Origin of the sequence: Flavobacterium sp. FlaQc-47, from assembly GCF_044006475.1 — a bacterium.
Taxonomy (GTDB): domain Bacteria; phylum Bacteroidota; class Bacteroidia; order Flavobacteriales; family Flavobacteriaceae; genus Flavobacterium.
In genome coordinates this window covers 701,970-725,938 of sequence record NZ_JBIPCQ010000001.1, presented here as the reverse complement: position 1 = coordinate 725,938, position 23,969 = coordinate 701,970, and the positions used below count along the sequence as shown (strand labels likewise).

At 32.7% G+C, this 23,969-nt stretch carries 22 protein-coding genes; 17 read left to right on the top strand and 5 right to left on the bottom strand.

Translation table 11 applies throughout. The features are described 5' to 3' along the window. Positions 1–70 precede the first annotated feature (70 nt). The 3 genes from ACHRVX_RS02930 to ACHRVX_RS02920 all read right to left on the bottom strand — a co-directional run bounded on the left by ACHRVX_RS02930 (position 71) and on the right by ACHRVX_RS02920 (position 2,482). Positions 71–487, bottom strand: a complete 417-nt coding sequence (locus ACHRVX_RS02930) for a helix-turn-helix domain-containing protein (protein WP_395328956.1) — start codon at positions 485–487, stop codon at positions 71–73. 458 nt (positions 488–945) lie between these two features. Then, positions 946–1,542, bottom strand: coding sequence for a methyltransferase domain-containing protein (locus tag ACHRVX_RS02925; protein ID WP_395328954.1), 597 nt, complete (start codon positions 1,540–1,542; stop codon positions 946–948). 328 nt (positions 1,543–1,870) lie between these two features. After that, complete coding sequence (locus ACHRVX_RS02920) at positions 1,871–2,482, bottom strand: NUDIX hydrolase (protein ID WP_395328951.1); 612 nt, start codon at positions 2,480–2,482, stop codon at positions 1,871–1,873. A gap of 7 nt (positions 2,483–2,489) precedes the next feature. On the opposite strand from ACHRVX_RS02920, the gene pyrE reads away from it, so the two are divergent. Together pyrE and ACHRVX_RS02910 are read left to right on the top strand one after the other, a co-directional pair. Continuing rightward, positions 2,490–3,140, top strand: a complete 651-nt coding sequence (gene pyrE, locus ACHRVX_RS02915) for an orotate phosphoribosyltransferase (protein WP_395328948.1) — start codon at positions 2,490–2,492, stop codon at positions 3,138–3,140. Positions 3,141–3,369: 229 nt separating this feature from the next. After that, positions 3,370–3,762 carry an SRPBCC family protein gene (locus ACHRVX_RS02910; protein ID WP_395328945.1) on the top strand — a complete coding sequence of 131 codons (393 nt, stop codon included), beginning with the start codon at positions 3,370–3,372 and terminating at the stop codon, positions 3,760–3,762. Positions 3,763–4,059: 297 nt separating this feature from the next. On the opposite strand, the gene ACHRVX_RS02905 is transcribed toward ACHRVX_RS02910, so the two are convergent. Then, a complete protein-coding gene (locus tag ACHRVX_RS02905) occupies positions 4,060–4,788 on the bottom strand; it encodes a biotin--[acetyl-CoA-carboxylase] ligase (RefSeq protein WP_395328942.1) in 729 nt (242 codons plus the stop codon). A 93-nt stretch (positions 4,789–4,881) separates the two neighbouring features. Between ACHRVX_RS02905 and rsfS the strand changes: the two genes are divergently transcribed. The 8 genes from rsfS (at position 4,882) to ACHRVX_RS02865 (ending at position 11,782) form a co-directional block, all read left to right on the top strand. Then, a complete protein-coding gene (gene rsfS / locus ACHRVX_RS02900; RefSeq protein ID WP_213306667.1) occupies positions 4,882–5,253 on the top strand; it encodes a ribosome silencing factor in 372 nt (123 codons plus the stop codon). A 15-nt stretch (positions 5,254–5,268) separates the two neighbouring features. Then, on the top strand, positions 5,269–7,194 hold the full coding sequence (ftsH, locus tag ACHRVX_RS02895; protein WP_213306664.1) for an ATP-dependent zinc metalloprotease FtsH: 1,926 nt from the start codon (positions 5,269–5,271) through the stop codon (positions 7,192–7,194). 113 nt (positions 7,195–7,307) lie between these two features. Continuing rightward, positions 7,308–7,913, top strand: a complete 606-nt coding sequence (locus ACHRVX_RS02890) for a lactate utilization protein B/C (RefSeq protein WP_395328938.1) — start codon at positions 7,308–7,310, stop codon at positions 7,911–7,913. Position 7,914: 1 nt separating this feature from the next. After that, positions 7,915–8,802 carry a phosphatidate cytidylyltransferase gene (locus tag ACHRVX_RS02885; protein WP_395328935.1) on the top strand — a complete coding sequence of 296 codons (888 nt, stop codon included), beginning with the start codon at positions 7,915–7,917 and terminating at the stop codon, positions 8,800–8,802. Then, on the top strand, positions 8,792–9,445 hold the full coding sequence (locus ACHRVX_RS02880; protein WP_395328932.1) for a phosphatidylserine decarboxylase family protein: 654 nt from the start codon (positions 8,792–8,794) through the stop codon (positions 9,443–9,445). The genes ACHRVX_RS02885 and ACHRVX_RS02880 overlap by 11 nt, the downstream gene beginning before the upstream one ends. Beyond that, complete coding sequence (locus ACHRVX_RS02875; protein ID WP_394775277.1) at positions 9,445–9,708, top strand: acyl-CoA-binding protein; 264 nt, start codon at positions 9,445–9,447, stop codon at positions 9,706–9,708. The genes ACHRVX_RS02880 and ACHRVX_RS02875 overlap by 1 nt, the downstream gene beginning before the upstream one ends. Before the next feature lie 11 nt (positions 9,709–9,719). Then, positions 9,720–10,502 (top strand): superoxide dismutase, encoded by a 783-nt coding sequence (locus ACHRVX_RS02870; RefSeq protein WP_395328929.1) that lies wholly within the window; start codon positions 9,720–9,722, stop codon positions 10,500–10,502. Positions 10,503–10,723: 221 nt separating this feature from the next. Continuing rightward, complete coding sequence (locus ACHRVX_RS02865) at positions 10,724–11,782, top strand: glycoside hydrolase family 130 protein (protein ID WP_395328926.1); 1,059 nt, start codon at positions 10,724–10,726, stop codon at positions 11,780–11,782. A 126-nt stretch (positions 11,783–11,908) separates the two neighbouring features. On the opposite strand, the gene ACHRVX_RS02860 is transcribed toward ACHRVX_RS02865, so the two are convergent. Beyond that, the gene (locus ACHRVX_RS02860; RefSeq protein ID WP_395328924.1) at positions 11,909–13,780 is read right to left on the bottom strand and encodes an alpha-amylase family protein; all 1,872 of its coding nucleotides are present in this window, start codon (positions 13,778–13,780) and stop codon (positions 11,909–11,911) included. A gap of 437 nt (positions 13,781–14,217) precedes the next feature. Here ACHRVX_RS02860 and ACHRVX_RS02855 point away from each other — a divergent pair, with 437 nt between their 5' ends. The 7 genes from ACHRVX_RS02855 to ACHRVX_RS02825 all read left to right on the top strand — a co-directional run bounded on the left by ACHRVX_RS02855 (position 14,218) and on the right by ACHRVX_RS02825 (position 23,966). Further along, positions 14,218–15,894 carry an OstA-like protein gene (locus ACHRVX_RS02855; protein ID WP_395328921.1) on the top strand — a complete coding sequence of 559 codons (1,677 nt, stop codon included), beginning with the start codon at positions 14,218–14,220 and terminating at the stop codon, positions 15,892–15,894. A gap of 216 nt (positions 15,895–16,110) precedes the next feature. Further along, a complete protein-coding gene (locus ACHRVX_RS02850; RefSeq protein ID WP_395328918.1) occupies positions 16,111–17,301 on the top strand; it encodes an aspartate aminotransferase family protein in 1,191 nt (396 codons plus the stop codon). 282 nt (positions 17,302–17,583) lie between these two features. Further along, positions 17,584–18,981 carry a tetratricopeptide repeat protein gene (locus ACHRVX_RS02845; RefSeq protein ID WP_395328916.1) on the top strand — a complete coding sequence of 466 codons (1,398 nt, stop codon included), beginning with the start codon at positions 17,584–17,586 and terminating at the stop codon, positions 18,979–18,981. Then, positions 18,981–19,730, top strand: a complete 750-nt coding sequence (locus ACHRVX_RS02840) for a shikimate dehydrogenase family protein (protein WP_395328913.1) — start codon at positions 18,981–18,983, stop codon at positions 19,728–19,730. Before ACHRVX_RS02845 ends, ACHRVX_RS02840 begins: the two co-directional genes overlap by 1 nt. Positions 19,731–20,277: 547 nt before the next feature. Beyond that, the gene (locus ACHRVX_RS02835) at positions 20,278–21,024 is read left to right on the top strand and encodes a lipid A phosphoethanolamine transferase (RefSeq protein ID WP_395328910.1); all 747 of its coding nucleotides are present in this window, start codon (positions 20,278–20,280) and stop codon (positions 21,022–21,024) included. 246 nt (positions 21,025–21,270) lie between these two features. Next, positions 21,271–23,262: a DUF349 domain-containing protein gene (locus ACHRVX_RS02830; protein ID WP_395328908.1), complete on the top strand. Its 1,992-nt coding sequence runs from the start codon at positions 21,271–21,273 to the stop codon at positions 23,260–23,262. Between the two features lie 284 nt (positions 23,263–23,546). Next, complete coding sequence (locus tag ACHRVX_RS02825; protein WP_395328905.1) at positions 23,547–23,966, top strand: OsmC family protein; 420 nt, start codon at positions 23,547–23,549, stop codon at positions 23,964–23,966. Positions 23,967–23,969: the final 3 nt, after the last annotated feature.

Below are 23,969 nucleotides of genomic sequence, written 5' to 3'. Positions count from 1 at the left end.
GAAACCGCAAAATATAAAAGCCTAATAAAAATAAATCTATTAGGCTTTTTAAATTGTAAAGAACAAAAAACTATTTATCCTTCAATATATTCTGTAAAAATTCGACTTTGTCTTTTTCAGACTGAACTAAACGTTCGTAAAGTTTTTTATTTTCGTCGATTGATTCCATTAATTTATCTAATGGATTAAAAGTAAATATCGGTCCATGTGAAAATGCTCCATTAGTTCCACTATTATCATAGAAATTATTAAAATAATTAATTGCAGCTTCGTCAGAGAAATTTTTAAGCGCTTCAACACTTACTCCCAAAGCTTTTGCTACTTCGATAAGTCTTTCTTCGTCTATGGTTTCGCTGTTTTCAATAGCAGATATAGTTTGTTGGCTAATTCCTAAAGCTTGTGCCAAAACTTCTTGTTTCATGTCACGAAGTTCACGAATTCGGCTAATTTTTCGCCCTATATGGTTTGATTTTGTAAGTGTGCTCATAATTCAAAGATACTATTAAGGGTAATAACAGGCAATATTTAAAAAACAAATTTTGGCTTGTACGATACATTCAAAATGATTTGTCAGGATACAATTTATTACGTATTGTCTTAAACAAAAGTACAACTTTTGGGATATTAAATAGTTAAAATTAAATATCAATATCGATTTCAAAAATCAATTTCAATGTCAATTTCAAAAATCAATGGCAGTTTAAAAAATTAATGTCAATTTAAAATTGTGATATTGCAATTGATTTTTGAAATTGATTTTTGAAATTGCAATTGATAAATTTTCTATGTAGCACTGCGTGAGGGATAGGAAGAAGCTACCGAAGTAGCCTGGATAGCCCGACAGCATCCCGATGAAGGGGCGTATATGCGCAAAGTAATTTGCCCTTTTATTGGGATGGTGGCACGCCCAACAAAAATTTTGGATAACTCATTCAATTAATGATATTATGACATTTTTCTCCAAAAATTTAATACTCCATTGAGTTCAGAATATTCTAAATCAAAACTTTCGGGTATTTCTTCCCAGGTGCTCCAATAGGTTACAAGTCTGGTGTATTTGGGTGTTTTGCTGAGTTGATTTCGTACGTAATCAGAATAGGAAATAAACAATTCGCTTTTAGGAACTATGGTTTTATCTATAGGACAAGAATTATCTATGTTTTCGAAAAAAGAATTGTAAAAGTAAAATGCATCGTAATCAGAAAAAGAGATTTCGGTAATATTAGAATGAATGAATTTAACGTTCTCGATGTTATGCTTTTCGGCAATTTTATTAGCAGATTTTATAAGCGAAGCTCTTTGTTCGACTCCATAAAAGAAACCTTTGGTCGAAGCTGCTCCTACTAAACAAAATTTACCAACGCCTGCACCAATGTCTAATACTTTTTTATTGGGCTTGTTAACCAGATAATCGGCTGCGATTTTTGCAATGGCAACCGGCGTCCAATGTCTTTCGGCAAGTCTTCTGTTGCGTGTAGAAAACAGCTTATTAAAAACACTGTCTTCTATATCTATATTTTGTTTTAAGGCCTGAAAAATCATTTAATAATTTGCTTTTTTTAAGTTTGATAAAAATATCATTTTTCTAAACTGCAAATTTTTTAAATTAAAATCATTATCGCAGTATTTTCCTGCAATATAAGCATTACTTATCCGATTTTCATAATAAAAAGAACAATATGAATAATTAACTAAAAAAGATCATAATGTGAAGTAAAAAAACTTGCTTCTAAAATCTTGCTTCTTTCTTCTAACATCTAACATCTTCCCTCTAAAATCTGGCTTCTTGCTTCTAACATCTAACATCTTCCCTCTAAAATCTGGCTTCTTGCTTCTAACATCTAACATCTTTCCTCTAACATCTTCCCTTTCATTCCCCAACAGAAACTCTACTCTCCTCCTGAAATAACAATTTAATGTTTTCGTAGGAGTTTTTTAAGGCTTCTTTGATTTCTTCAGGGTTTAACCAGGCGACTTTTTCAATTCCTTCTTCGATTTGTCCTTGTGGGGTTCCTTCAAAATCAGATTGCATTTCGAACCAATGCGTGACTTTGAGTTTGTATTTTCCGTTGCGTTTAAAAACGTGATAGGTTTTTTCGAGTTTATTGGTGATTCGGAGTTTGCCTACACCGGTTTCTTCTTCGACTTCGCGCATTGCGGTGTCTTCAATTTCCTCCCCTTTTTCGATTCCGCCTTTTGGTAAGTCCCATTTTCCGTTTCTGAAAATAAAGAGAACTTCGCCTTTTTTATTGTAAACAAGACCTCCACCCGCTTTATTAACGGGAATTTTAGCCTTTAAGGTCTTCATAATTTCCTTTTCGTCAGGATGATACAAATAAGCCTTTTGAATTTTATTTTGAAACATTTTGACGATAAGATGCTCGATATCAATACTCTCTAACAAGAATAATTGAAAATCGGTCTCTTTTGAGATTTCATTTGTCAAAAAAAGTGGTTTGTCGTTCACAAAAACTTTATACATTTGTAGTATGATTTTTAATAAAGATACTGCCGAAAAAACAGCCGAATTGCTTTTGCAAATAAATGCAATTAAATTGAATCCCGAAAATCCTTTTACATGGGCTTCTGGTTGGAAATCTCCTATTTATTGCGATAATAGGTTAATTCTTTCATTTCCGAGCATCCGAAACTATGTTCGTGATGAATTTGCGAAGAATATTGAGAAACAATTTGGGAAACCAGATGTAATTGCCGGTGTTGCCACTGGAGCTATTGGAATAGGGATTCTTGTTGCTGAAAGCCTTGGATTACCGTTTGTATATGTGCGTCCGGAGGCAAAAAAACACGGAAGACAAAACCAGGTTGAAGGTTTTTTACAAAAAGGTCAAAATGTTGTGGTTGTCGAAGATTTAATTAGCACAGGAAACAGCAGTTTGATGGCTGTGGAGGCTTTACGTAATGAAGGCGCGAACATAAAAGGAATGGCGGCGATTTTTACGTATGGTTTTAATGTTGCCGAAGAGAACTTTAAAAGCGCTAATATTGATCTTTACACATTAAGTAATTACGAAAACCTGTTAGACTTAGCGGTTCAGAAACAATACATTACCGAAGACCAACAATCGACTTTACTGGAATGGAACGAAAGTCCGTCGACTTGGGGGAAAGAGGAAGAATAATTTTAGATTAATTAGAAGCAAGATTTTAGAAGCAAGATTTTAGATTTTACCAAAAAATCGCTTCGCTCTTTTTTGGAATTTGGAATTTTAAAAAATTGGAATTTATCACGATCCAGCTTTGCAAACTTTTTATTCATAAAGATTTACAATCAAAATAAAAAAACCTCGCGTTCTTCGCGGTAAAAATAATTGCGGTAAAAAATAAATTGATACTATAAAAAAATAAAATATGAACTTAGAAAGTCCAAAAGTTACTGTTCAGAAATCAGCTCAGGAGTTATTTGATTTATTGACTGATGTAAGAAATTATGAAAAATTAATGCCGGATAATATCGCTAAATTCGAAGTTACAGGCGAGGATTCTTTTATTTTTGGATTAAAAGGCATGCCCGAAATAAAACTGAAAATGAAGGATAAAGTGGCGCCAAACAAAATTACTTTGGGTGCTGCAAGTGATAAACTTCCGTTTACTTTGGTTTCGAATATCGAAAGTATTTCTGATGCTGAAAGTGCTGTTCAACTTCAGTTTGAAGGTGAATTTAATGCAATGATGGCAATGATGATCAAAGGACCAATTAGCAAATTCATTGAAACTCTTGCAACTAATATGATGAAGCTTTAATTAATTATTAATGGTCAATTGTTAATTATTAATTCTCTACTTATCATAAATGTAAAGCCTGATCTCAATGATTAGGCTTTTTTATTTGCCACGAAGAGTGACTGGACTAAAGTCCAGCCCTATAAAATAAGTCGAGCCGATGGCTCTTTTTTTAATCATCATAATGATTATTTAAATTGATTTTAAAATTCCGCAGGAATGATACATATTGTAGGGCTGGACTTTAGTCCAGTTTACAATGAATTTGGTCGAGTCTTTGCGATTTCAAAAACCTTAGCAACTCACAATCTTAGCAACTCAGTACAACATCTGAATTTCTTTAATCTCAAATTCTGAAACGGAATCATCTTCAAGTAAAATTTGTATTTGCCCCATGGAAGAAACGCCTTGGATGATTCCCATAAAATTTTGTCCTGCAAGATTTTTAAACGGCATGGGAACGCCTTTTTTAAATAGTGAATTGAAATATTCAGTCCATAAATCAGCCGAATTATTTTCCCAGGATTTGATCTTTTGTTGTATTTTTTCGATTATTAAAAGTACTAAAGCATTTTTATCAAATTCGGTTTTACAAATCACCGCTAATGACGAAGCGTGTGGCAAATGTTCGAAATTAGTTTGATTGACATTTAGTCCTATCCCAACAACTGACACAATCCTGCCATCACTTTTGATGGTGTTTTCGATAAGTATGCCACCAACCTTTTTGTTGTATGACATAATGTCGTTTGGCCATTTTATACATAAATCAGGAATATTCAATGTTTTTAGGGCATCGATTACACTTAATGATACTATAACACTAAGGTTAAAAAATTGCTCATTATCAAACAGTAAATCCTTTACCAAAACACTCATAGTTAAGTTTTTACCCGATTCTGATTGCCAGATCGCCCCCATTTGCCCCTTACCTTTTGTCTGATTTTCAGCAGTTACAGTGGTAAAATTATCCAGTTCATCTTTGCTTGCCAATGATTTAAGGAAATCATTTGTTGAATCTATGGCATCGAGTTTGATTAGTTTCATTAAAGGAATTTAATTAACTTAATTTAATATTTTGTTAAGGTTCAAAAATAATCACAAATTTTGGTAACTTTACAAAATCATATAAAATAATTCATGGCGAAAAAGACGATTAATAATGATGTTCTATTGGCGAACATAATCAAAGGGATTGAAGAAGTAAAAGGAAATGATATCAGTATTCTTGACTTAAGAGATATAGATACGGCTGTTTGTGACTATTTTGTCATTTGCAACGGAAATTCAAATACCCAAGTTAACGCCATTGTAAGCTCAATTCAAAAAACAGTATCTAAAGACTTAAAAGATAAACCGTGGCACGTAGAAGGAACCGATAATGCTGAGTGGGTTCTTATGGATTATGTGCACATTGTTGTACACGTTTTCCAGAAACACATTCGTGAATATTATAATATCGAAAGCCTTTGGGGTGACGCCAAAATAACTACAATCGAAAACAAATACTAAAAGAAACTTTCTCTAATGGCTAAAGATAATAATCCAAATCCGAGTAAATTTAAAATAAGTCCTTGGTTAATATACACCGCAATACTTCTGGTTTTTTTATTTATAAGTTTTGCAACAGGAGGATCTAACTTAAGCGAACCAGCTCAATTAACTTCATCTAAATTCAACGTTTTATTAGAAAAAGGTCAGATTGAAAAAGTTATTGTTTACAATAAAGCTGAAGCTGAGGTTTATTTAAATGCTGCTGCTCTTAAAGATGCAGCTAATAAAAAAGTAGCTAAAGATATTTTTGACAGACCTAATAAAGGTCCTCACTATACTTTAGAAATTGGTAACGATCAAATTTTTCAAACTAAATTAGAAAAAGCAGTTGGCGAAGGCAAACTGAAAGATTTTAATTTTTTACAGAAAAACAATTGGAGCGATATCCTTATCAGCTTACTTCCTATCATCATCATTATTGGTGTATGGATTTTTATTATGCGTAAAATGTCAGGTGGCGCTGGTGGCGGTGGCGGACAAATTTTTAACATTGGAAAATCGAAAGCTAAATTGTTTGATGAAAAAACAGACATCAAAACAACTTTTAAAGATGTTGCAGGTTTAGAAGGTGCTAAAGAAGAAATACAAGAAATTGTAGAATTCCTTAAAAACCCTGAAAAATATACTAATCTGGGAGGTAAAATTCCTAAAGGAGCTTTACTTGTAGGACCTCCGGGAACTGGTAAAACGTTACTTGCAAAAGCAGTTGCAGGAGAAGCTCAGGTACCTTTCTTCTCGTTATCAGGTTCTGATTTCGTTGAGATGTTTGTAGGTGTTGGTGCTTCACGTGTTCGTGACTTATTTAAACAAGCAAAAGAAAAATCTCCTGCTATCATATTCATTGATGAAATTGATGCTGTTGGTAGAGCTAGAGGAAAAAGCAATATGTCAGGCGGAAATGACGAAAGAGAAAATACTTTGAACCAATTACTGACAGAAATGGACGGTTTTGGTACAAACTCTAACGTAATTGTTCTGGCTGCGACAAACAGAGCTGACGTTCTTGATAAAGCGTTAATGCGTGCAGGTCGTTTTGACAGACAAATTTTTGTTGACTTACCGGACATTCGCGAAAGAGCCGAAATTTTTAAAGTGCATTTAGCGCCTATTAAAAAAGTTGAAGGTCTTGATCTTGATTTCTTAGCAAAACAAACTCCGGGATTCTCTGGTGCTGATATTGCAAACGTTTGTAACGAAGCTGCATTAATTGCTGCCCGTAACAATAAAACTGCAGTTGACAGACAAGATTTCCTTGATGCCGTTGACAGAATCATAGGCGGTCTTGAAAAGAAAAATAAAATTATTACTCCAGAAGAGAAAAGAGCAATCGCAATTCACGAAGCAGGTCACGCAACTGTAAGCTGGATGCTTGAGCATGCTGCACCACTTATTAAAGTAACTATTGTTCCTCGTGGTCAAAGTTTAGGAGCCGCATGGTACTTACCGGAAGAAAGACAAATCGTGAGAACTGACCAAATGCTGGACGAAATGTGTGCTACTATGGGAGGAAGAGCTGCTGAAAAGGTAACTTTTGACAGAATTTCGACAGGTGCATTAAGCGATTTAGAAAAAGTTACACGTCAGGCTCGTGCAATGGTTACGATTTATGGTTTGAATGAAAAAATAGGAAATGTTACTTATTATGACTCAACTGGTCAGAGTGAATACAATTTCTCAAAACCTTATTCTGACGAAACTGCCAAAGTTATTGACAAAGAAATTTCAGAATTAATTGAAGGTCAATACCAAAGAGCAATTCATATTCTTGAAGAAAACAAAGACAAGCTAAATCAATTAGCTGACATATTAATTGAAAAAGAAGTTATTTTTAAAGATGACTTAGAAACAATTTTCGGAAAACGTACTTTTGATAAAAATTTAGAAGAAGTGGTTTCGTAAATATTCAGTAAATATGTAATATTTTTTAAAATCTTAATTCAAAATAGCCTTTTGAATTAAGATTTTTTTATCTTTGAACGTTTTCAATTAACATGTAAAGTTTTTCATATAAAATGAATTTTTTCAAAAAAATATTTGGTTCCAGCGACACCTCTTCAGATGAAGATAATGAAAGCGAGTATGGAGGAAATCATTCTCCGGACAGTCATTTATCTATAGACGAAAGATTCATTTTCAATTTCAAGAAAAATGGTGGTAAATTTTTGTATTGCGAAAACAAACAAGAAGTTGCTGAACAATTTGAAAACATACTAGAAGAAAATGACTGGTTCGAAAATGAAGTTTTGTGTTATGAACCGGCACTTTTTAGTTTACTGGAAGAAAACAAGCTAATTTATATTTCTCCCAGAAATCCTAAATTTCTACTGGCAACTTGTGAAAATTTAATTGCTGATGAAGGTTCTATCCTATTTTCATCAAAACAAATCAGACAGGACAAACCAAACGAATTACCTGCTAATATTGTAATTATTGCAACAACAAGTCAGCTGCAATTAATTAAAAGTGATGGTTTAAGCGCCATCAAGAGAAAATACGAAAGGGACTACCCTACTAATATTACCACAATAAAATATTTCGAAAAAGCAAAAGAAGAAGATTTTACTCAATACGGAAGTGTTGCCAAGAATTTGTATTTACTGCTCTTAGAAGATCTTTAAGATGAACGAAACACTAAAGAGAGCCATTTCTGGTGCTGTCTACATCGCTTTACTACTGACTTCAATTTTGTTTTCTACTGAAAGCTTTATCATCCTTTTTGGCCTTTTTCTAATTATTGCAACTTATGAGTTTTGCAACTTAGTGAAGCTTAATAAGGTTATTTCTATTTTATTTGTTTCTGTTTTTTATTCCACAGTATCACTAATCAGTTTTTATAAAGTTGAAACTGAAAATTATATTAGTAAGATCTTAAAAGAGAATATTATAATTACAGTCGATACAGATAAATTATTTTCTGTGTTGCTTATTATCACTTTAATTATATCTGTAAAATGTATTGTCTTTTTATTTGATGATACGCAAAACATAAGCAAAGTATCCAAAATTATTTACTTAATTGGATACATAATGTTACCCTTCCTTTTTATCGTTAAAATTTCTTTTGGAATAAAAGATTATAACCCCAAAATTATTATTGGTTTATTCATTTTAATCTGGACTAACGATACTTTTGCCTACCTCGTTGGAAAATCTATTGGAAAACATAAATTATTTGAACGTATTTCTCCAAAAAAAACTATAGAAGGATTTCTTGGCGGAGTTGCTTTTGCAGCTTTAGCAGGCTTTTTAATTTCAAAATTCTATATCCAGCCAACTCCCGAATTTAGCAGTAAATCAATTTTAATATGGACTATAATTGCTTTGATTGTAAGCATTTTTGGTACTATTGGAGATTTGATTGAATCCAAATTTAAAAGAGTTGCAGGAGTAAAAGACAGTGGCGCAATAATGCCTGGCCACGGAGGCGTACTAGATCGATTAGATAGTGTTATATTTGTAGCACCAATTATATTTTTATTTTATCAAATTTTATATTATGTTTCATAAAGAAGGAGGCCCATCCATTTTACTAGGTACTGTATTTGCAGTAGCTGTACTTTTAATTGCTGACAAATTCATTGATATTACATGGCTAAGAATGCTTGTGCAAATTGCCGGTGTAGTAGTTTTGATTATTATTTTACAATTCTTTAGAAATCCTAAAAGAATTGCAATTAAAAGTATCGATCAGATTCTTGCTCCAGTTGATGGAAAAGTCGTGGTTATTGAAGAAGTTTACGAAGGTGAATTTTTTAAAGACAAACGTTTACAGGTTTCTATATTTATGTCACCAATAAACGTTCACGTAACTCGTTATGCAATGGACGGAATTATAAAATTCAGTAAATACCACCCGGGAAAATTTTTAGTTGCGTGGCATCCAAAAGCAAGTGAAGAAAACGAAAGAACTACGGTAGTAATCGAAAATGATAGTTTCGGACAAATATTATACAGACAAATTGCAGGTGCTTTAGCACGTAGAATTGTAAATTATGCTCAGGAAGGAATGCAAGTCGTTCAGGGTACTGATGCCGGTTTTATAAAATTTGGTTCAAGAGTAGATTTATTTTTACCTTTAGGTACTCCTATTAATGTGGTATTAAACCAAAAAGCAATTGGCGGAAAAACCATTATTGCTACAAAAGCTTAATGATCGAAAAAGATTTAGATACTCGTTTTTTAGAGGCTGTTGATGTTGCTTTAAAAATGACTCAGGCCTCATTGCCGCAAGATGTGCAGCTAAGACTGTATGCGTATTACAAACAGGCAACTTTTGGAACTGCAGTGTATAATCAATCTGAAAATTTTGATTTAAGAGATGCTTTCAAAACAAATGCATGGATGCAAATTAGCCATATATCGATCGATGAGGCTAAAGAAAATTATATTGAAATCATTAATTCATTAAAATAACTAAATATATTATGAAGAAAAACATTGTTCATTTCAGCATTTTAGCTTCATTTTTTCTATTATTTTCTTGTAATGATAACAAGCTGACCGAAGTTGTAGAAGTTCCTTTGCCTACTAAAGAGGAAAAAATAACCATAGGATCACCAAATGATGTAAAAGCAGATCCGGGTTCTTTTGAGATGACAAAGTTAGCTTATGCATATGATGGTTTAGCTCCTGCAATAAGAACGCTTACTTTAGAAACGCATTATTCTAAACACTACTTAACGTATACAAATAATTTCAACAAAGAGATTGTAAATACCGAATTTGAGAATTCACCTATTGAAGATATCCTGAAAAAAATGGATCTCAGCAATGCTAAACTTCGTCAAAATGCCGGTGGTTATTATAATCATACTTTGTATTTCAATATTTTAACACCTAAGGAAACAACTCCAAAAGATACTCTGGCCGGCTCTATTAATAAAGAATTTGGCTCATTTGCCAATCTTACAAATCAATTTAAAGGTCAGGCGACAAAACAATTTGGTTCTGGATGGGTTTGGTTAGTTGTAGACAGATATGGAAAACTGCAGGTAACAACAACAGACAATCAGGATAATCCCTTAATGAAAAATGCGTTAATTCCAGGAACACCAATTATGGGAATCGATTTATGGGAACACGCCTATTATCTGGATTACCAAAACAGAAAAGGCAGTTATATCGATGCCTTTTACGAGCATGTTAACTGGGAAAAAGTAAACGAAAATTATATAGAGGCTTTAAAGAAAGTCAAAAAAGTATATTAAAAAAAAGCTGATACAACAAAGTATCAGCTTTTTTTGTGAACATTTCAAATCTCCATTTTAGACACTTATATCATAGAAAATAGTCATCCTGAAATATTTGTAACCGACTTTTAAAAAGGATGTTTACGTTTTTAAATCAAAAAGTTGTAAATTGAACTGTGGAATAGTAGCTTTAAAAAGCTATTATTTATAAATAAAAATTCAATTTATCCTTTAATGATATGAACGATATAGCAAAACGTTTTACAGATAATCCCTTATTATCGCCTATAGAAGTACCTCCAAGCAGTGAAGGATTAGAAATTACATGTCTGCTGAATCCCGGAGTATTTCAATTTAATAATAAAACCTGGCTCATAGTACGAGTCGCAGAAAGACCTGAACAAAAAGACGAAATAATTTCTTTTCCAATATTAACTGAAACAGGAACAATTAAAATAATAGAGATTCAAAGAAATGATATTGATTTAATAGCCACAGATGCCAGGGTAATTAATTATATCGGAATTGATTATTTAACCACTCTTTCGCATTTGCGCCTGTTTTGCAGTGATGACGGACATCATTTTTATGAACCTGAAGATTATCCGGCTTTGGTTGGGGAAGGTAAATTAGAAACATTTGGAATAGAGGATTGTCGCGTTGCCCAGATTGAGGGCACTTATTACCTAACTTTTACATCCGTATCCGATAATGGAGTTGGTGTGGGTTTGCGCACTACTACCGACTGGAAAAACTTCAAAAAACACGGTATGATATTACCCGCACATAATAAAGATTGTGCCATTTTTGAAGAAAAAATTAACGGCCTATTTTATGCTTTACACAGACCCAGCAGCGTTGATATAGGCGGTAATTATATCTGGATTGCTTCTTCGCCTGATGGTATTCATTGGGGAAATCACCATTGTATTCTTAAAACAAGAAAAGGACTTTGGGACAGTAAAAGAATTGGTGCCGGTGCATCTCCTATAAAAACAGAAAAAGGCTGGTTAGAAATTTATCATGGTGCAAATGAAAATCATCAATATTGTTTAGGTGCTTTTTTAATGGATTTAGAAAATCCTGCAAAGGTAATTGCAAGAACCGTACAACCAATTATGATACCAACAGCCGAATACGAATTAAGCGGTTTTTTTGGAAACGTAGTTTTTACAAATGGTCATATTGTTGAAACAGATGGAGATACTATTACATTTTATTACGGTGCTTCGGATGAATTTGTTTGTGGTGCACAATTTTCGATTAAGGAGATTTTTTCACTTTTAGAAAATATATGAGTTCCAAATAATGAATTCAAAAGTCTTTATTTCTCTAAATAAAAAATCACAATTACCACACTAAATGCTGTGATAATTATGATTTTTAAATTTTATAGAATTCGAATTATAATTAAACTTAAACGACTATTTCAATTCATAAATAAAAGATTCTGATGGAGCTATTTTTACTTTAGCTTTTCCTTCACCATTAATTACATTTAGTTGTATTTCATTTTTTAAATATAATTGATCTGTAAGTGAATATTCACCATCTTTTAAATTCCATTTTGTAATAATATCAGCAGGAATTATCAAATCAAATTCACTTGTTTTTTCAGATGAAAAATTAGCTGCAACAACCAACTTTTGATGCTCTGACCAACGCACATAAGAATAAATTAAATCGTCATAACCTGCAGTATTCTGACGATTTACAGATTGAATTTCCTGAAAACTTCCCATTAAAGCTGCACTACTAATAGAAAAATTCAATAGTCGTTTGTAAAAATCACGCAGATTTTTCTCAGCATCGGAAAGTTGTCCGCCATCAAATTTACCGTCATTCATCCAACGCTGATGATTTGGAACTCCGATATAATCGAAAATTGAAGTTCTCGTAGGTTTTCCAAATCCGGCATTTTCATTTCCGGCCTCACCTACTTCCTGACCAAAATAAACCATGGTTGGCGAAGTGCTAATAGTTGTAGAAACCACCATTAAAGGTTTTCCGCGTTCCGGAGTTCCGGCAAATTCTGGACTTGCTAATCGCTGCTCGTCATGATTGTCTAAAAAGTGAAGCATATGATGTTCAATATCTGCCATTCCTTTTTGAATATCAGATAATCCATCTGGCGAAGATTTACCTCGAATAATATCTTTCAGCTTATCATAAGTCTCGACTTTATCATACAGATAATCCATTTTACCCAAACGAATGTAATTGCGATATTCATTTGGGTTATACACTTCTGCCAATAAAAAAGCATTTGGATTTTTCATTTTGATGGCTGAATTCATATAACTCCAAAATTCGTACGGAACCATTTCTGCCATATCATATCTAAAACCGTCAACACCTTTTGCTGTCCAGTATAAAGCAATTGATTTAAATTTTTCCCAGGAATCCGGAACGTCTTTATCCTGCCAAAAAGCAAAATGTTCGGGATACGATTTCTGATCAAAACCAGCCGGAAGTTCAGGAAAATCCTTAGAACCATCAGGACGAATTCCGTAATTTACTTTCACAGTTTCATACCAGTCATTTTGATCCGGTTTTACTTTACGAGAACCGTTTCCTGTCCACTTTGCAGGTTTTTCATCAAATACGCCATCAACAAGCGGATTTTTTTCTCCGTTTAACGGAATGTCATTATCCGGAATTTCAAAATGGCTATTGGGGATGTAATAAAAATTATTATCCCTTTTATATTCCACACTTACATCGTCATTAGCACCAAAATCCTGAACACCTTCGGGATTACTTTTTCCTTCATATTTTCGGGCAATATGATTGGGTACAATATCAATAATCAATTTTAAACCTGCTTTATGTGTGCGGGTAATCAAATCTTCAAATTCCTGTAATCTGTTTGCAGGATTTACAGCTAAATCAGGATTTACATTATAATAATCTTTTACGGCATAGGGTGATCCTGCACGTCCTTTTACCACTTCCGGATCATCATCAGAAATCCCGAAAGCTTTATAATCACGAACCAAAGCGTGATGCGGAACTCCGGTATACCAAATATAAGTAACACCTAAATCCTTAATTTCATGAAGTGCTTGATCTGTAAAATCATTGAACTTCCCTACTCCATTTTCCTCAATTGTTCCCCAGGGTTTATTGTTTGTATTTTTATTACCAAATAAACGTGTAAAAACCTGATAGACTACAATTTTCCTATCAGCAGTAACTTCTTCTTTTAATGTATTCATTTTTAAATCTTGGGTTTTACATGCAGAAAATAGCATGGTTGCAGCCAATCCCGCAACAAAAACTTTTTTAGATATCATATTCATTTTATAAACTAATTCGTCTCTCCGTTAAGATAAAATCCATAATGGAGAAAGCATTTTCTAAATTTAGACTAATTTTTAAAACTCAAAAGAAACCGCCTTTAATTTAACGCTAAAAAGTAGAGCTACAACGAAATAGTTTTGGATTTTGTTGGTAAGTTAGAAAAGTTCAATAGGCAAAGTTTTTTTACTAACTGAAATTTGATTTTTTTAATCTTTATCCCTTTGAATTTACTCTCTTGATGTCAGACGCACTGATGTGCACTCTACGACAAAGATTACGCATAAAGATATACCTGAAATTTATTTAAAAGATACTTCAACAAAGCTTTGAACCTTTGCTCCTCTGACCTTTGTACCTAAAAAATATAAATTAATCCTAATATCAGTAAAGGTTGTAACCTTTTTCATAAATTTGACAAAAATTTAATCAATTGAAGAAATTACTATTTTTCATACCTTATTGTTTGCTATTGTTAAGCGTACAATTCATTTTTGCACAAGCACCAAAGACGAAAACAATTAATATTGAAAATTCAGATCTTGTAGAAGTGAATCAAGTCCTTGTACCTGACGTAGTTTTACTTACCGGAAATGTAAAAGTAAACCATGATGGTGTTGTTTTGACTTGCAATAAAGCCTACTTTTTTCAAAAGGAAAACTACCTTAAAGCCTTTGGAAATGTACAATTAGTACAAGGGGATACTTTATTTTTAAATAGTAAATATGCAGAATATAGCGGAAATGAGAAAAAAGCTTTTGCTACGGGTGATGCGGTTATGAGTTCTCCAGATGCTACCTTATCAACTGACACTATAAATTTTGATCGAAATATCCAGCAGGTTTTTTACAATACAAAAGGTACAATCGTTAATAAAGACAATACTTTAGTAAGTAAATCAGGAAGATATTTTGTTACTGAAAAGAAGTTTCAATTCCTGACAGAAGTTACCATCACAAATCCTAAATATGTTATAAAATCCAATCATTTAGATTATTACAGTAATTCCGGACACACTTATTTATTTGGACCTTCGACAATTACAAGTAAAACTAATTATATTTATACCGAAAAAGGATTTTATGATACCAAGAAAAACCTTGCGCATTTTTTAAGAAAATCATATATAAAATATGATGATCGACGCATAGAAGGAGACAGTTTGTATTATAATCGAAATATAGAATTTGCATCGGCAACGCGGAATGTAAAAATTACGGATTCCATCAATCGCGGAATCGTAAAAGGTCATTATGCTGAAATTTACAAATTGAAAGATTCGATGTTTGTCACAAAAAGAGCCGTTGCAATAAACTTAGTCGAAAAAGATTCCGTTTACATTCACGGTCAAAAATTAATGGTAACCGGAAAAGAAGGGGAACGCATTTTAAGAGCTTATAAAAATGTTCGTTTCTTTAAAATCGATATGAGCGGAAAATGTGATTCTATTCATTCAAATTCTAACTCGGCTTTGACAAAACTGATTGGAAATCCGATTATATGGAATGGTGAAAGCCAGATTACCGGTGATATTATGCACTTAATTGGCGATAAAACAACTAAAAAATTAGATTCCTTAAAAGTCCTCAACAATACTTTTATAGTCTCGCGGGATACGCTCGGTACCGGTTATAATCAGGTAAAAGGACTCAATTTGTTTGGAAAATTCATAGATGGGAAACTACATGATGTTGATGTTATCAAAAATACCGAAGTCGTTTATTATATGCGAAATGATGCCAATGAACTCATCGGTATCAATAAAAATGTAAGCAGTAAAATCAATCTTATTTTAGAAAATAATGACATCCAGACCATCACTTTTTTCAATAAAGTAGACGGCGATATTTACCCTGAAGCCGATTTACCTGAAAATGCACGTAAACTAAAAGGACTGCGTTGGCGAGGCGATGAACGAATAAAAACAAAAGATGATATTTTTACCGCCGAAGACAATGAACTCAATGATAAATTAGTACAGGAAGGAAAAGATCAGGAAACTAACGACAAAAATACCCCGATGAAAGTCAGGAAAGAAACGTTAGATTACGACAAAAAGAAACCCGCTGCGAAAGCTGCTCCTAAAACTAGTACAAAAGCTAAAAAATAGTTTTCAGTCTCAGTCACAGTTTTCCGTTTTTTTATATTAAAAATAGGACCAGTTATCAAATTACAAAGCTTTGCAATCTTTTCATTTTAATAATGTAAACTTGATTCATAACTTAGTGAACTTTGCGATCTTTACGGTAGAATTCAGTCGCAGTTTACAGTAACTGAGACTGAAAGCTGAGACTAAGAATCTGACTAAACCAGAACCTTAAAAAAAATGAATCCAGATTTTATAAAATACCAGGCACAAACTTCTCCCTATCCTTTAGGAATGGAAGTTTCGCACGCCATTGGGTCCTATATTTACGACACTAACGACAAAAAATATTTAGATTTTGTCGCTGGTGTTTCCGCATGCACGCTGGGACATCAACATCCAAGAGTCAATCAGGCTATTAAAGATCAGCTCGATAAATATTCGCATGTTATGGTTTATGGCGAATATTCACAAAGTCCGGCCGTTCAATATTGCAAATTACTGGCTTCACTCCTGCCCGAATCACTAAATAAAACTTATTTAGTCAATTCAGGTACAGAAGCTATTGAAGGAGCTCTAAAATTAGCCAAAAGAACCACAGGACGCAGTCAGCTAATTTCTTGTCACAACGCCTATCACGGTAATACAATGGGATCAATGAGCGTTATGGGATTTGAAGAACGCAAGCGAGCTTTTCGCCCCTTGCTTCCTGATGTAGATTTTATTACCTTTAATAACGAAGAAGATTTACAAAAAATAACAACCCGAACTGCTGCAATACTTCTGGAAACCATTCAGGGAGGCGCAGGATTTATTCAGCCGGAGAATGATTATCTTCAAAAAGTACGCAAACGCTGCGACGAAGTGGGCGCTATGATGATCGTCGATGAAATACAGCCTGGTTTTGGACGAACAGGTAAACTATTTGGTTTCCAGAACTATGACGTAGTTCCGGATATTGTCGTTATGGGAAAAGGAATGGGAGGCGGAATGCCTGTAGGTGCTTTTACGGCTTCGTCAGAAAAAATGGATCTCCTTACCGAAAACCCTAAGCTTGGGCATATTACCACATTTGGAGGTCATCCTGTCATTGCGTCAGCTTGTTTGGCCACTTTGCAGGAATTAACTGAGACAAACTTAATGCAGGAAGCTCTCGATAAGGAAAAACTCTTCAGATCGCTTTTGGTACATCCTTTGATAAAGGAAGTTAGAGGAAAAGGATTAATGCTGGCCGCAATGACCGAAACTGCCGAAATAACAAATGAAGTTATTTTAAACTGTCAGGACAAAGGGCTGATTTTGTTCTGGTTGCTGTTTGAAGGATGCGCCATACGAATCACACCGCCATTAACTATTTCTGAAGAAGAAATAAAAGAAGGTTGTGCCATAATTTTAAATGTTATGGATGAAATCATGAAAAAAGAAAAATAAGTTTAATTAGGAGCTATTTCCTGCTGTTCGCTAAATCTTTTATTTTTTAAAGAAAAAAACAAAAGGATATCGCTTCCATCAGGGCTAGATTACCGGTTAAAAATAAATTTTAGAATAATAATAAAACTTAATCTTTTAAATATTAAAAGATTATAAATCAAAACAGAAAATAAATTCTGTCCATATTTGTTAATTAAATTGTTCACAACAATTAATTCTCATTCTTACAACAATAATATGGTTGCCTAAATTTATAACAGGCTAATTTCAAATAAAGACAGTATGCAATTAAGCAACGAAGAAGAAGATTATAACCTATCCTTATCCAAATTTGAGTCGATGTTAAAAACTAACAAAGTACTCTTTTTTGACTCTGAAGAATTTGAAGAAATCATTCTTCATTATTTAGATATAGGCAAGGCTAATTTAGCAAAAAAGGCCTTGAAACTTGCATTAGACCAACACCCTAAATCTACAGGCTTAAAATTAGTACAAGTAGAAATGTTGGTTTACGACGACAAATTAGAAATCGCCGAGAAACTCTTAAATGAGTTGTATGCAATTGAACCTAACAACGAGGAAATTTATATCCAGAAAGCAAATATTTGTTCTAAAAGAGATCAACACGAAAAAGCGGTAGAATTGCTTAAAATTGCCTTGCAATTTACAGACGATTATGCTGATGTGTACAACTTGATTGGGATGGAATATCTTTTTATGGATAACCTGGAAATGGCAAAAGAAAGTTTTATCAAATGCCTTGAAGAAGATTTAGAAGATCAGTCTGCATTATATAACGTGGTGTACTGTTTTGAATTTTTAGATCAAAATCAGGAAGCCATTGTATATCTCAATGAATACATTAATAAAAACCCATATAGCGAAATCGCCTGGCATCAGCTTGGTCGTTTGCATTATGGCGTAAAAGAATACGAAAATGCAATTCGCGCTTTTGATTATGCAACCCTGATTGACGATGAGTTTTTAGGTGCTTTCATGGAAAAAGCAAAAGCATATGAGCGTCTTAAAAAATACACCGAAGCTATTGAAAGCTATAACCGAACCATTGAATTAGACGATGCCACTTCTTATGCGTTATTGCGTATAGGGAAATGCTACGAAAAATTAGGAAATTCGGCGAAAGCCCTTCAATATTATAATCAAACCGTACATGAAGATCCACTTTTAGACAAAGGATGGATCGCCATTACTGATTTTCATGTTCGTCAAAAAAACTTCCAGAAAGCATTATTTTTTGTTAATAAAGCATTAGCCATTGACAATCAAAACCGTTTGTATTGGAAACGTTATGCGACGATCAATAAACAAATGAACTTTTTTGAAGAAGCTGAATTTGGTTATAGAAAAGCGGTAGAATTTGGCGATCATGCCTTAGATACCTGGTTATTCTGGGTAGACATTCTTCAGTTTTTAGGTGAATTTGACAGCGCGATTCAAACCTTATTACAGGCATCCGAATATTTTCCTGAAGAAAACGAAATTGAATATCGTTTAGCAGGATTGTATTTTATGATTCAGGAAAACACCAAAGCAAAATTTCATTTAAGTAATGGTTTACGCTTAAACTTTGAAAATTATATTTTAATCGAAGATTTGTTTCCGGTAGTCTGGTCAAAAAAAATGGTTAAAAATTATATTGAAAAACATAGAAAAGAATAATGATTGATACTTTAAGAAGACGTTTTGGCTTGTTAGGCCGTAATATTAGTTACTCATTTTCAAAAGGATATTTTACAGAAAAATTTAGTGATGAAGTTTTCGCGGGCAACAGCTACGAAAACTTTGACATTTCTGAAATTAATCATTTCACTGAATTAGTAAAAAACAATCCTGATTTAAAAGGTTTAAATGTTACGATTCCTTACAAAGAACAAGTTATTCCATTCTTAGATAAACTCTCCAGAAAAGCGGCCTTAATTGGTGCTGTAAACACTATTAAATTTACCAAAAATGGAAAGTTAAAAGGGTACAACACCGATTATTATGGTTTCAAAAAATCATTGGAACCATTATTAGAGCCACATCACAAAAAAGCGCTTATTTTAGGAACCGGCGGCGCATCAAAAGGAGTTGCTTTTGCACTTGACGAACTTAATATTCCTTATACTTTTGTTTCAAGGGAAGCAAAAGAAAATATCATTGATTATAATTTAATTAATGCAACTACATTTGACAACTTTCAAATTATAATCAATTGTACGCCAGTGGGTACAAGCCCTAATATCGAAGCTTGTCCTGATTTACCTTATGAGTTTTTTACCGAGAAACATATTGCTTACGATTTAATCTACAATCCGGCAGAAACTCAGTTCTTAAAAAATGCTAAAGAAAAAGGCGCAGTAATAAAAAACGGTTACGATATGCTTATTTTTCAGGCAGAAAAAGCATGGAAAATCTGGAACAAATAAAACTTCTCAATAAATAATAAGGTAATTTACGTAAATCAAACTACTCATCTATAAGCAATTATAAACACCAGTTTTACGTTTTAAATTTTAAAGTTACAATTTCGGCGAAAGCCCAGTATTCTTTACACTAAAAAAAATCCTTTTCCTGAGGCACGTTTTCGACTATTACTTAACAAACAAAATTGTTTTTTAAGCAATATCTGAATACTGAATCAGAATCATCTAATACAACACAACTTCTATTTTACATCTCATTGTAAACACAGACTGGAATTTAATATTAGATTTGCCTTTAACCCTTAACAACATGCGATATATTCGTCAAGGTATTGCTTTTGGAAATCAAAAAAACAACTAAGAAATTGAATTCTGATTTTATTTTTAAATATTTAGAATATATTCTATTTACCATAGTACTATATTATAATATAAATTAATAAGATTATAACATATCTTAACGAATACACATATTTGTAATACTTTATTTATAAATATATCATTTTTCATATTTTTTTTTATCTAGATTTGGTTCTTAAACTCAAAATCTATGAAAAATTTATTGACACTTATTTTACTCACAATTTCAATTTCTTTTACCGCATCTGCACAGAACGAAACTCCAAAAAATCCATTTACCGGAGCACGTATCAACTATTTTAAGCATACGGTATTAGTTACTAATGAATATCTCGATCTTAATAATGGTTCATATAATACCACAAATATGAGATTGATTTTACCAATTGGCAGTAAACACTGGAATTTGAGGGCAGACGTACCAATAGTATCTAAAAGCAGTGACCACATTAACAAGACAGGTTTGGGCGACTTTTCATTTGGCGCAACTTACATTCCTTATATAGATACAAAAAAAGGAATTGCTGTAAGAACACGTGTCATCACAAACTCATCTGATGATCCTAATTTTGGCACCGGAAAGTGGGTTGTTCTACCTGCTTTATTTTATGGACAATATATTGGTTCAACAAGAAATTATCTATGGATATCCATAATTGAAAATCAAACTAGTTTTGCAGGCTCTAAAAACCGAAATGATATTAACATAACATCATATGAAAATCTTGTATTCCGTTATTTTGGAAAAAACTGGATTGCCGCTGATGTTAATTTTAGGTATAATACAGTTGTTGACGGTTTTCAAAATACTGCTTTTATCGAATACGGCAGAAAACTAACACCATCGAATATGATCTACATTCACCCCAGTGTCGCTTTTGGAGGCGAGAAAACATATAATTATGGATTTGAAGTTGGATTTTTTATTTTGTTCTAGTTAAAAATAAAACAATGATAAAAGCTTTGAAATAGTATTTTAATTTCATTTTTCTAAAAATTCTATTAATTTAGAATTTAAATTTACTTTAAAAAATCAATAAAAAAAGCAAGATGATAATGGCAAATTAATTCAAAAAATAAGAATTTCATCTTAAAATAGCTATAAACAAACGATTTATTTTGTATTTAGAAACACCTTTACTATCTTTCGCTCTGTTTAAAATAAAAACCTTATACATTTAAAATGTTAGAAGAAAAGAATGATAACCTGCAAGACGCAGACGGAAAATTAGAAATCGAAAATAGCGATTCTACACAAGATAATGCAATTGAAATAACGGAGCCTGAAACGACTGCTGAAACGTCAACTTTAGAAACTGAAACTAAAGTAGAAAATACAGCCGAAGAAACAGAAACTGACCATCAAACTGCATTAGATGCCATAACAAATTCGAACGCTGAAGAAAGTGAAGATGAAACGCTAAAAGAGCGTCATGACATTCCTATGCAGGATTATGACACTTTCTCTTTAGATGAACTTGTTGATGAACTTAAAAAATTGATCAGCACAGATAAAGTAATGTCTGCAAAAGATCATATTGAGGAAATTAAAAAGTCGTTTTTATTACAATACAATCACCTTATTGAAGAGAAAAAAGAAGAATTTAACGCTTCTAAACAAGATCCAAATGAGGAATTCGAATATCATTCTCCACTAAAATCTAAATTTGACGAATACTATAATGTTTTTAGAGAAAACAGAAATGCACATTTCAAGCATTTACAAACCAATCTAAAATCGAATTTAGAAAACAGACTTGCCATAGTTGAAGAACTGAAAGAACTTATAAACCCTCAGGAAAACATCAAAGACACTCTTAAGCATTTTAATGATTTAAGAGAAAGATGGAAAAATGCAGGATCAATCCCAAAAGACAAATACAATCACGTTTGGAATAATTACCACTTTCACGTAGAGAATTTTTACGATTATTTACACTTAGATCGTGAAGCAAGAGATTTAGATTTTAAATATAATCTGGAGCAAAAACAAAAAATTATTGCACGTGTTGAGGAGTTGGTTAACGAAACTGATATTAGTAAATCATTTCGCGAATTACAGGATTTGCACAGAATATGGAAGGAAGATATTGGTCCGGTTTCTAAAGAACACCGCGATGTTATCTGGAATAAATTTAGTGAACTGACTAAAAAAATCCATGATAAAAGAGAAGTTTTATTCGAAAGCCAAAGAGCAAACGAAGTAAACAATCTTGAAGTTAAAAAAGAAATCATTGGTAAAATTGAAGTTTTAGGAACTGAAAAAGTAAACTCACACTCGCAATGGTTAGTCCAAATCCAGAAAGTAGAAGCACTTAGAAATGAGTTTTTTGCTGCCGGAAAAGTACCTTCGGACGTAAACGAAGAAACCTGGGCTAAATTTAAAACTGCAGTAAGAAACTTTAATTCTTTTAAAAATTCATTTTACAAAGACATCAAAAAGGATCAAAACGATAATTTAAATAAAAAAATGGCTCTTGTTGCAAAAGCCAAAGAGTTACAGGAAAGCACTGATTTTGGAGCAACCACACCAATCATGAAGCAAATTCAGGACGAGTGGAAACAAATTGGTCACGTACCTAAAAAATATTCAGACAAGATCTGGAAAGAATTCAAAGACGCTTGTAACCATTATTTTGACAAATTAAAGGAACATAAATCTGAGGAAAACGTAGATGAAGTTGCTGCTTTTGACAATAAAAAGGCTTATCTGGATATTTTACGCGCTTATCAATTGACCGGTGATCACAAAACTGATCTTGATGCCATTAAAGCCCATATTGAAATCTGGAAAGGTTATGGAAAAGTGCCTTTTTCAAGACGTCATATCGAAGGTAAATTCAATAAAATTTTAGACGCTCTTTTTGAAAAATTAAGTTTGAGTAAAAAAGAAACTGAAATGATGCGTTTCTCAAACCGAATTGATTCTTTATCCGATAGCAATGATACCCGCAAATTAGATAATGAAAAGATCTTCTTAATGCGTAAAATTGAAGAAGTTCAAAACGAAATTTTCCAATTAGAGAATAATATTCAGTTTTTTGCCAATACCAGAAATGCTAAAAAAGAGAATTCAATTGTTCTTGAAGTTCGCAAAAACATCGCAATTCACAAAGAAAGCCTAGACGTTTGGAAAGATAAATTAAAGCAATTACGTAATTTAGGTCAGGAATAAGATTTAAATTCTAAAAATAAATGAGGTGTAATGATATTTTCATTGCACCTTTTTTTATTTATTATCATTTTTTACCGCAAAGCACGCAAAGTTCGCAAAGCTAGACCAATATAAAGCTTTGCGAACTTTGCGTTTTTATAAAACTTTTTCATATTGAAAACTTTTCGTGCTTTGCGGTTAAACATCCCAAAGCTTAACATTCTATTATAATTCTATAAAACTATTCTGTAAAATATTGATTATATTTGAGTATCAAAAGATTATAAACCTTAATATTTTATAAAATGAAATTTACAAGAAAAGCACATGCCAATTGGAAAGGAACCGGAATGGAAGGAACCGGAAGTATAAGTACACAAAGTACTACATTAGATAACGCTCAATTATCATTTAAAACAAGATTTGCTGACGGAGTTGGAACAAATCCTGAAGAACTTGTTGCTGCAGCACATTCCGGCTGCTTTACCATGCAATTAAGTTTTTTACTTAACGAAGGTGGTTTCACAGCAGATGATTTAACCACAGAAGCTACAGTAACTTTTGAAGACGGAACAATTACATTGATTCATTTAGACCTAAAAGGAAAAGTGCCTAATATTTCAGCGGAAGAATTTGAGAAAACAGCAGCAAAAGCAAAAGAAATCTGTCCGATTTCTAAACTTTTAAATACCACAATTACACTTTCAGTTACTTTAGTTAGTTAAAAC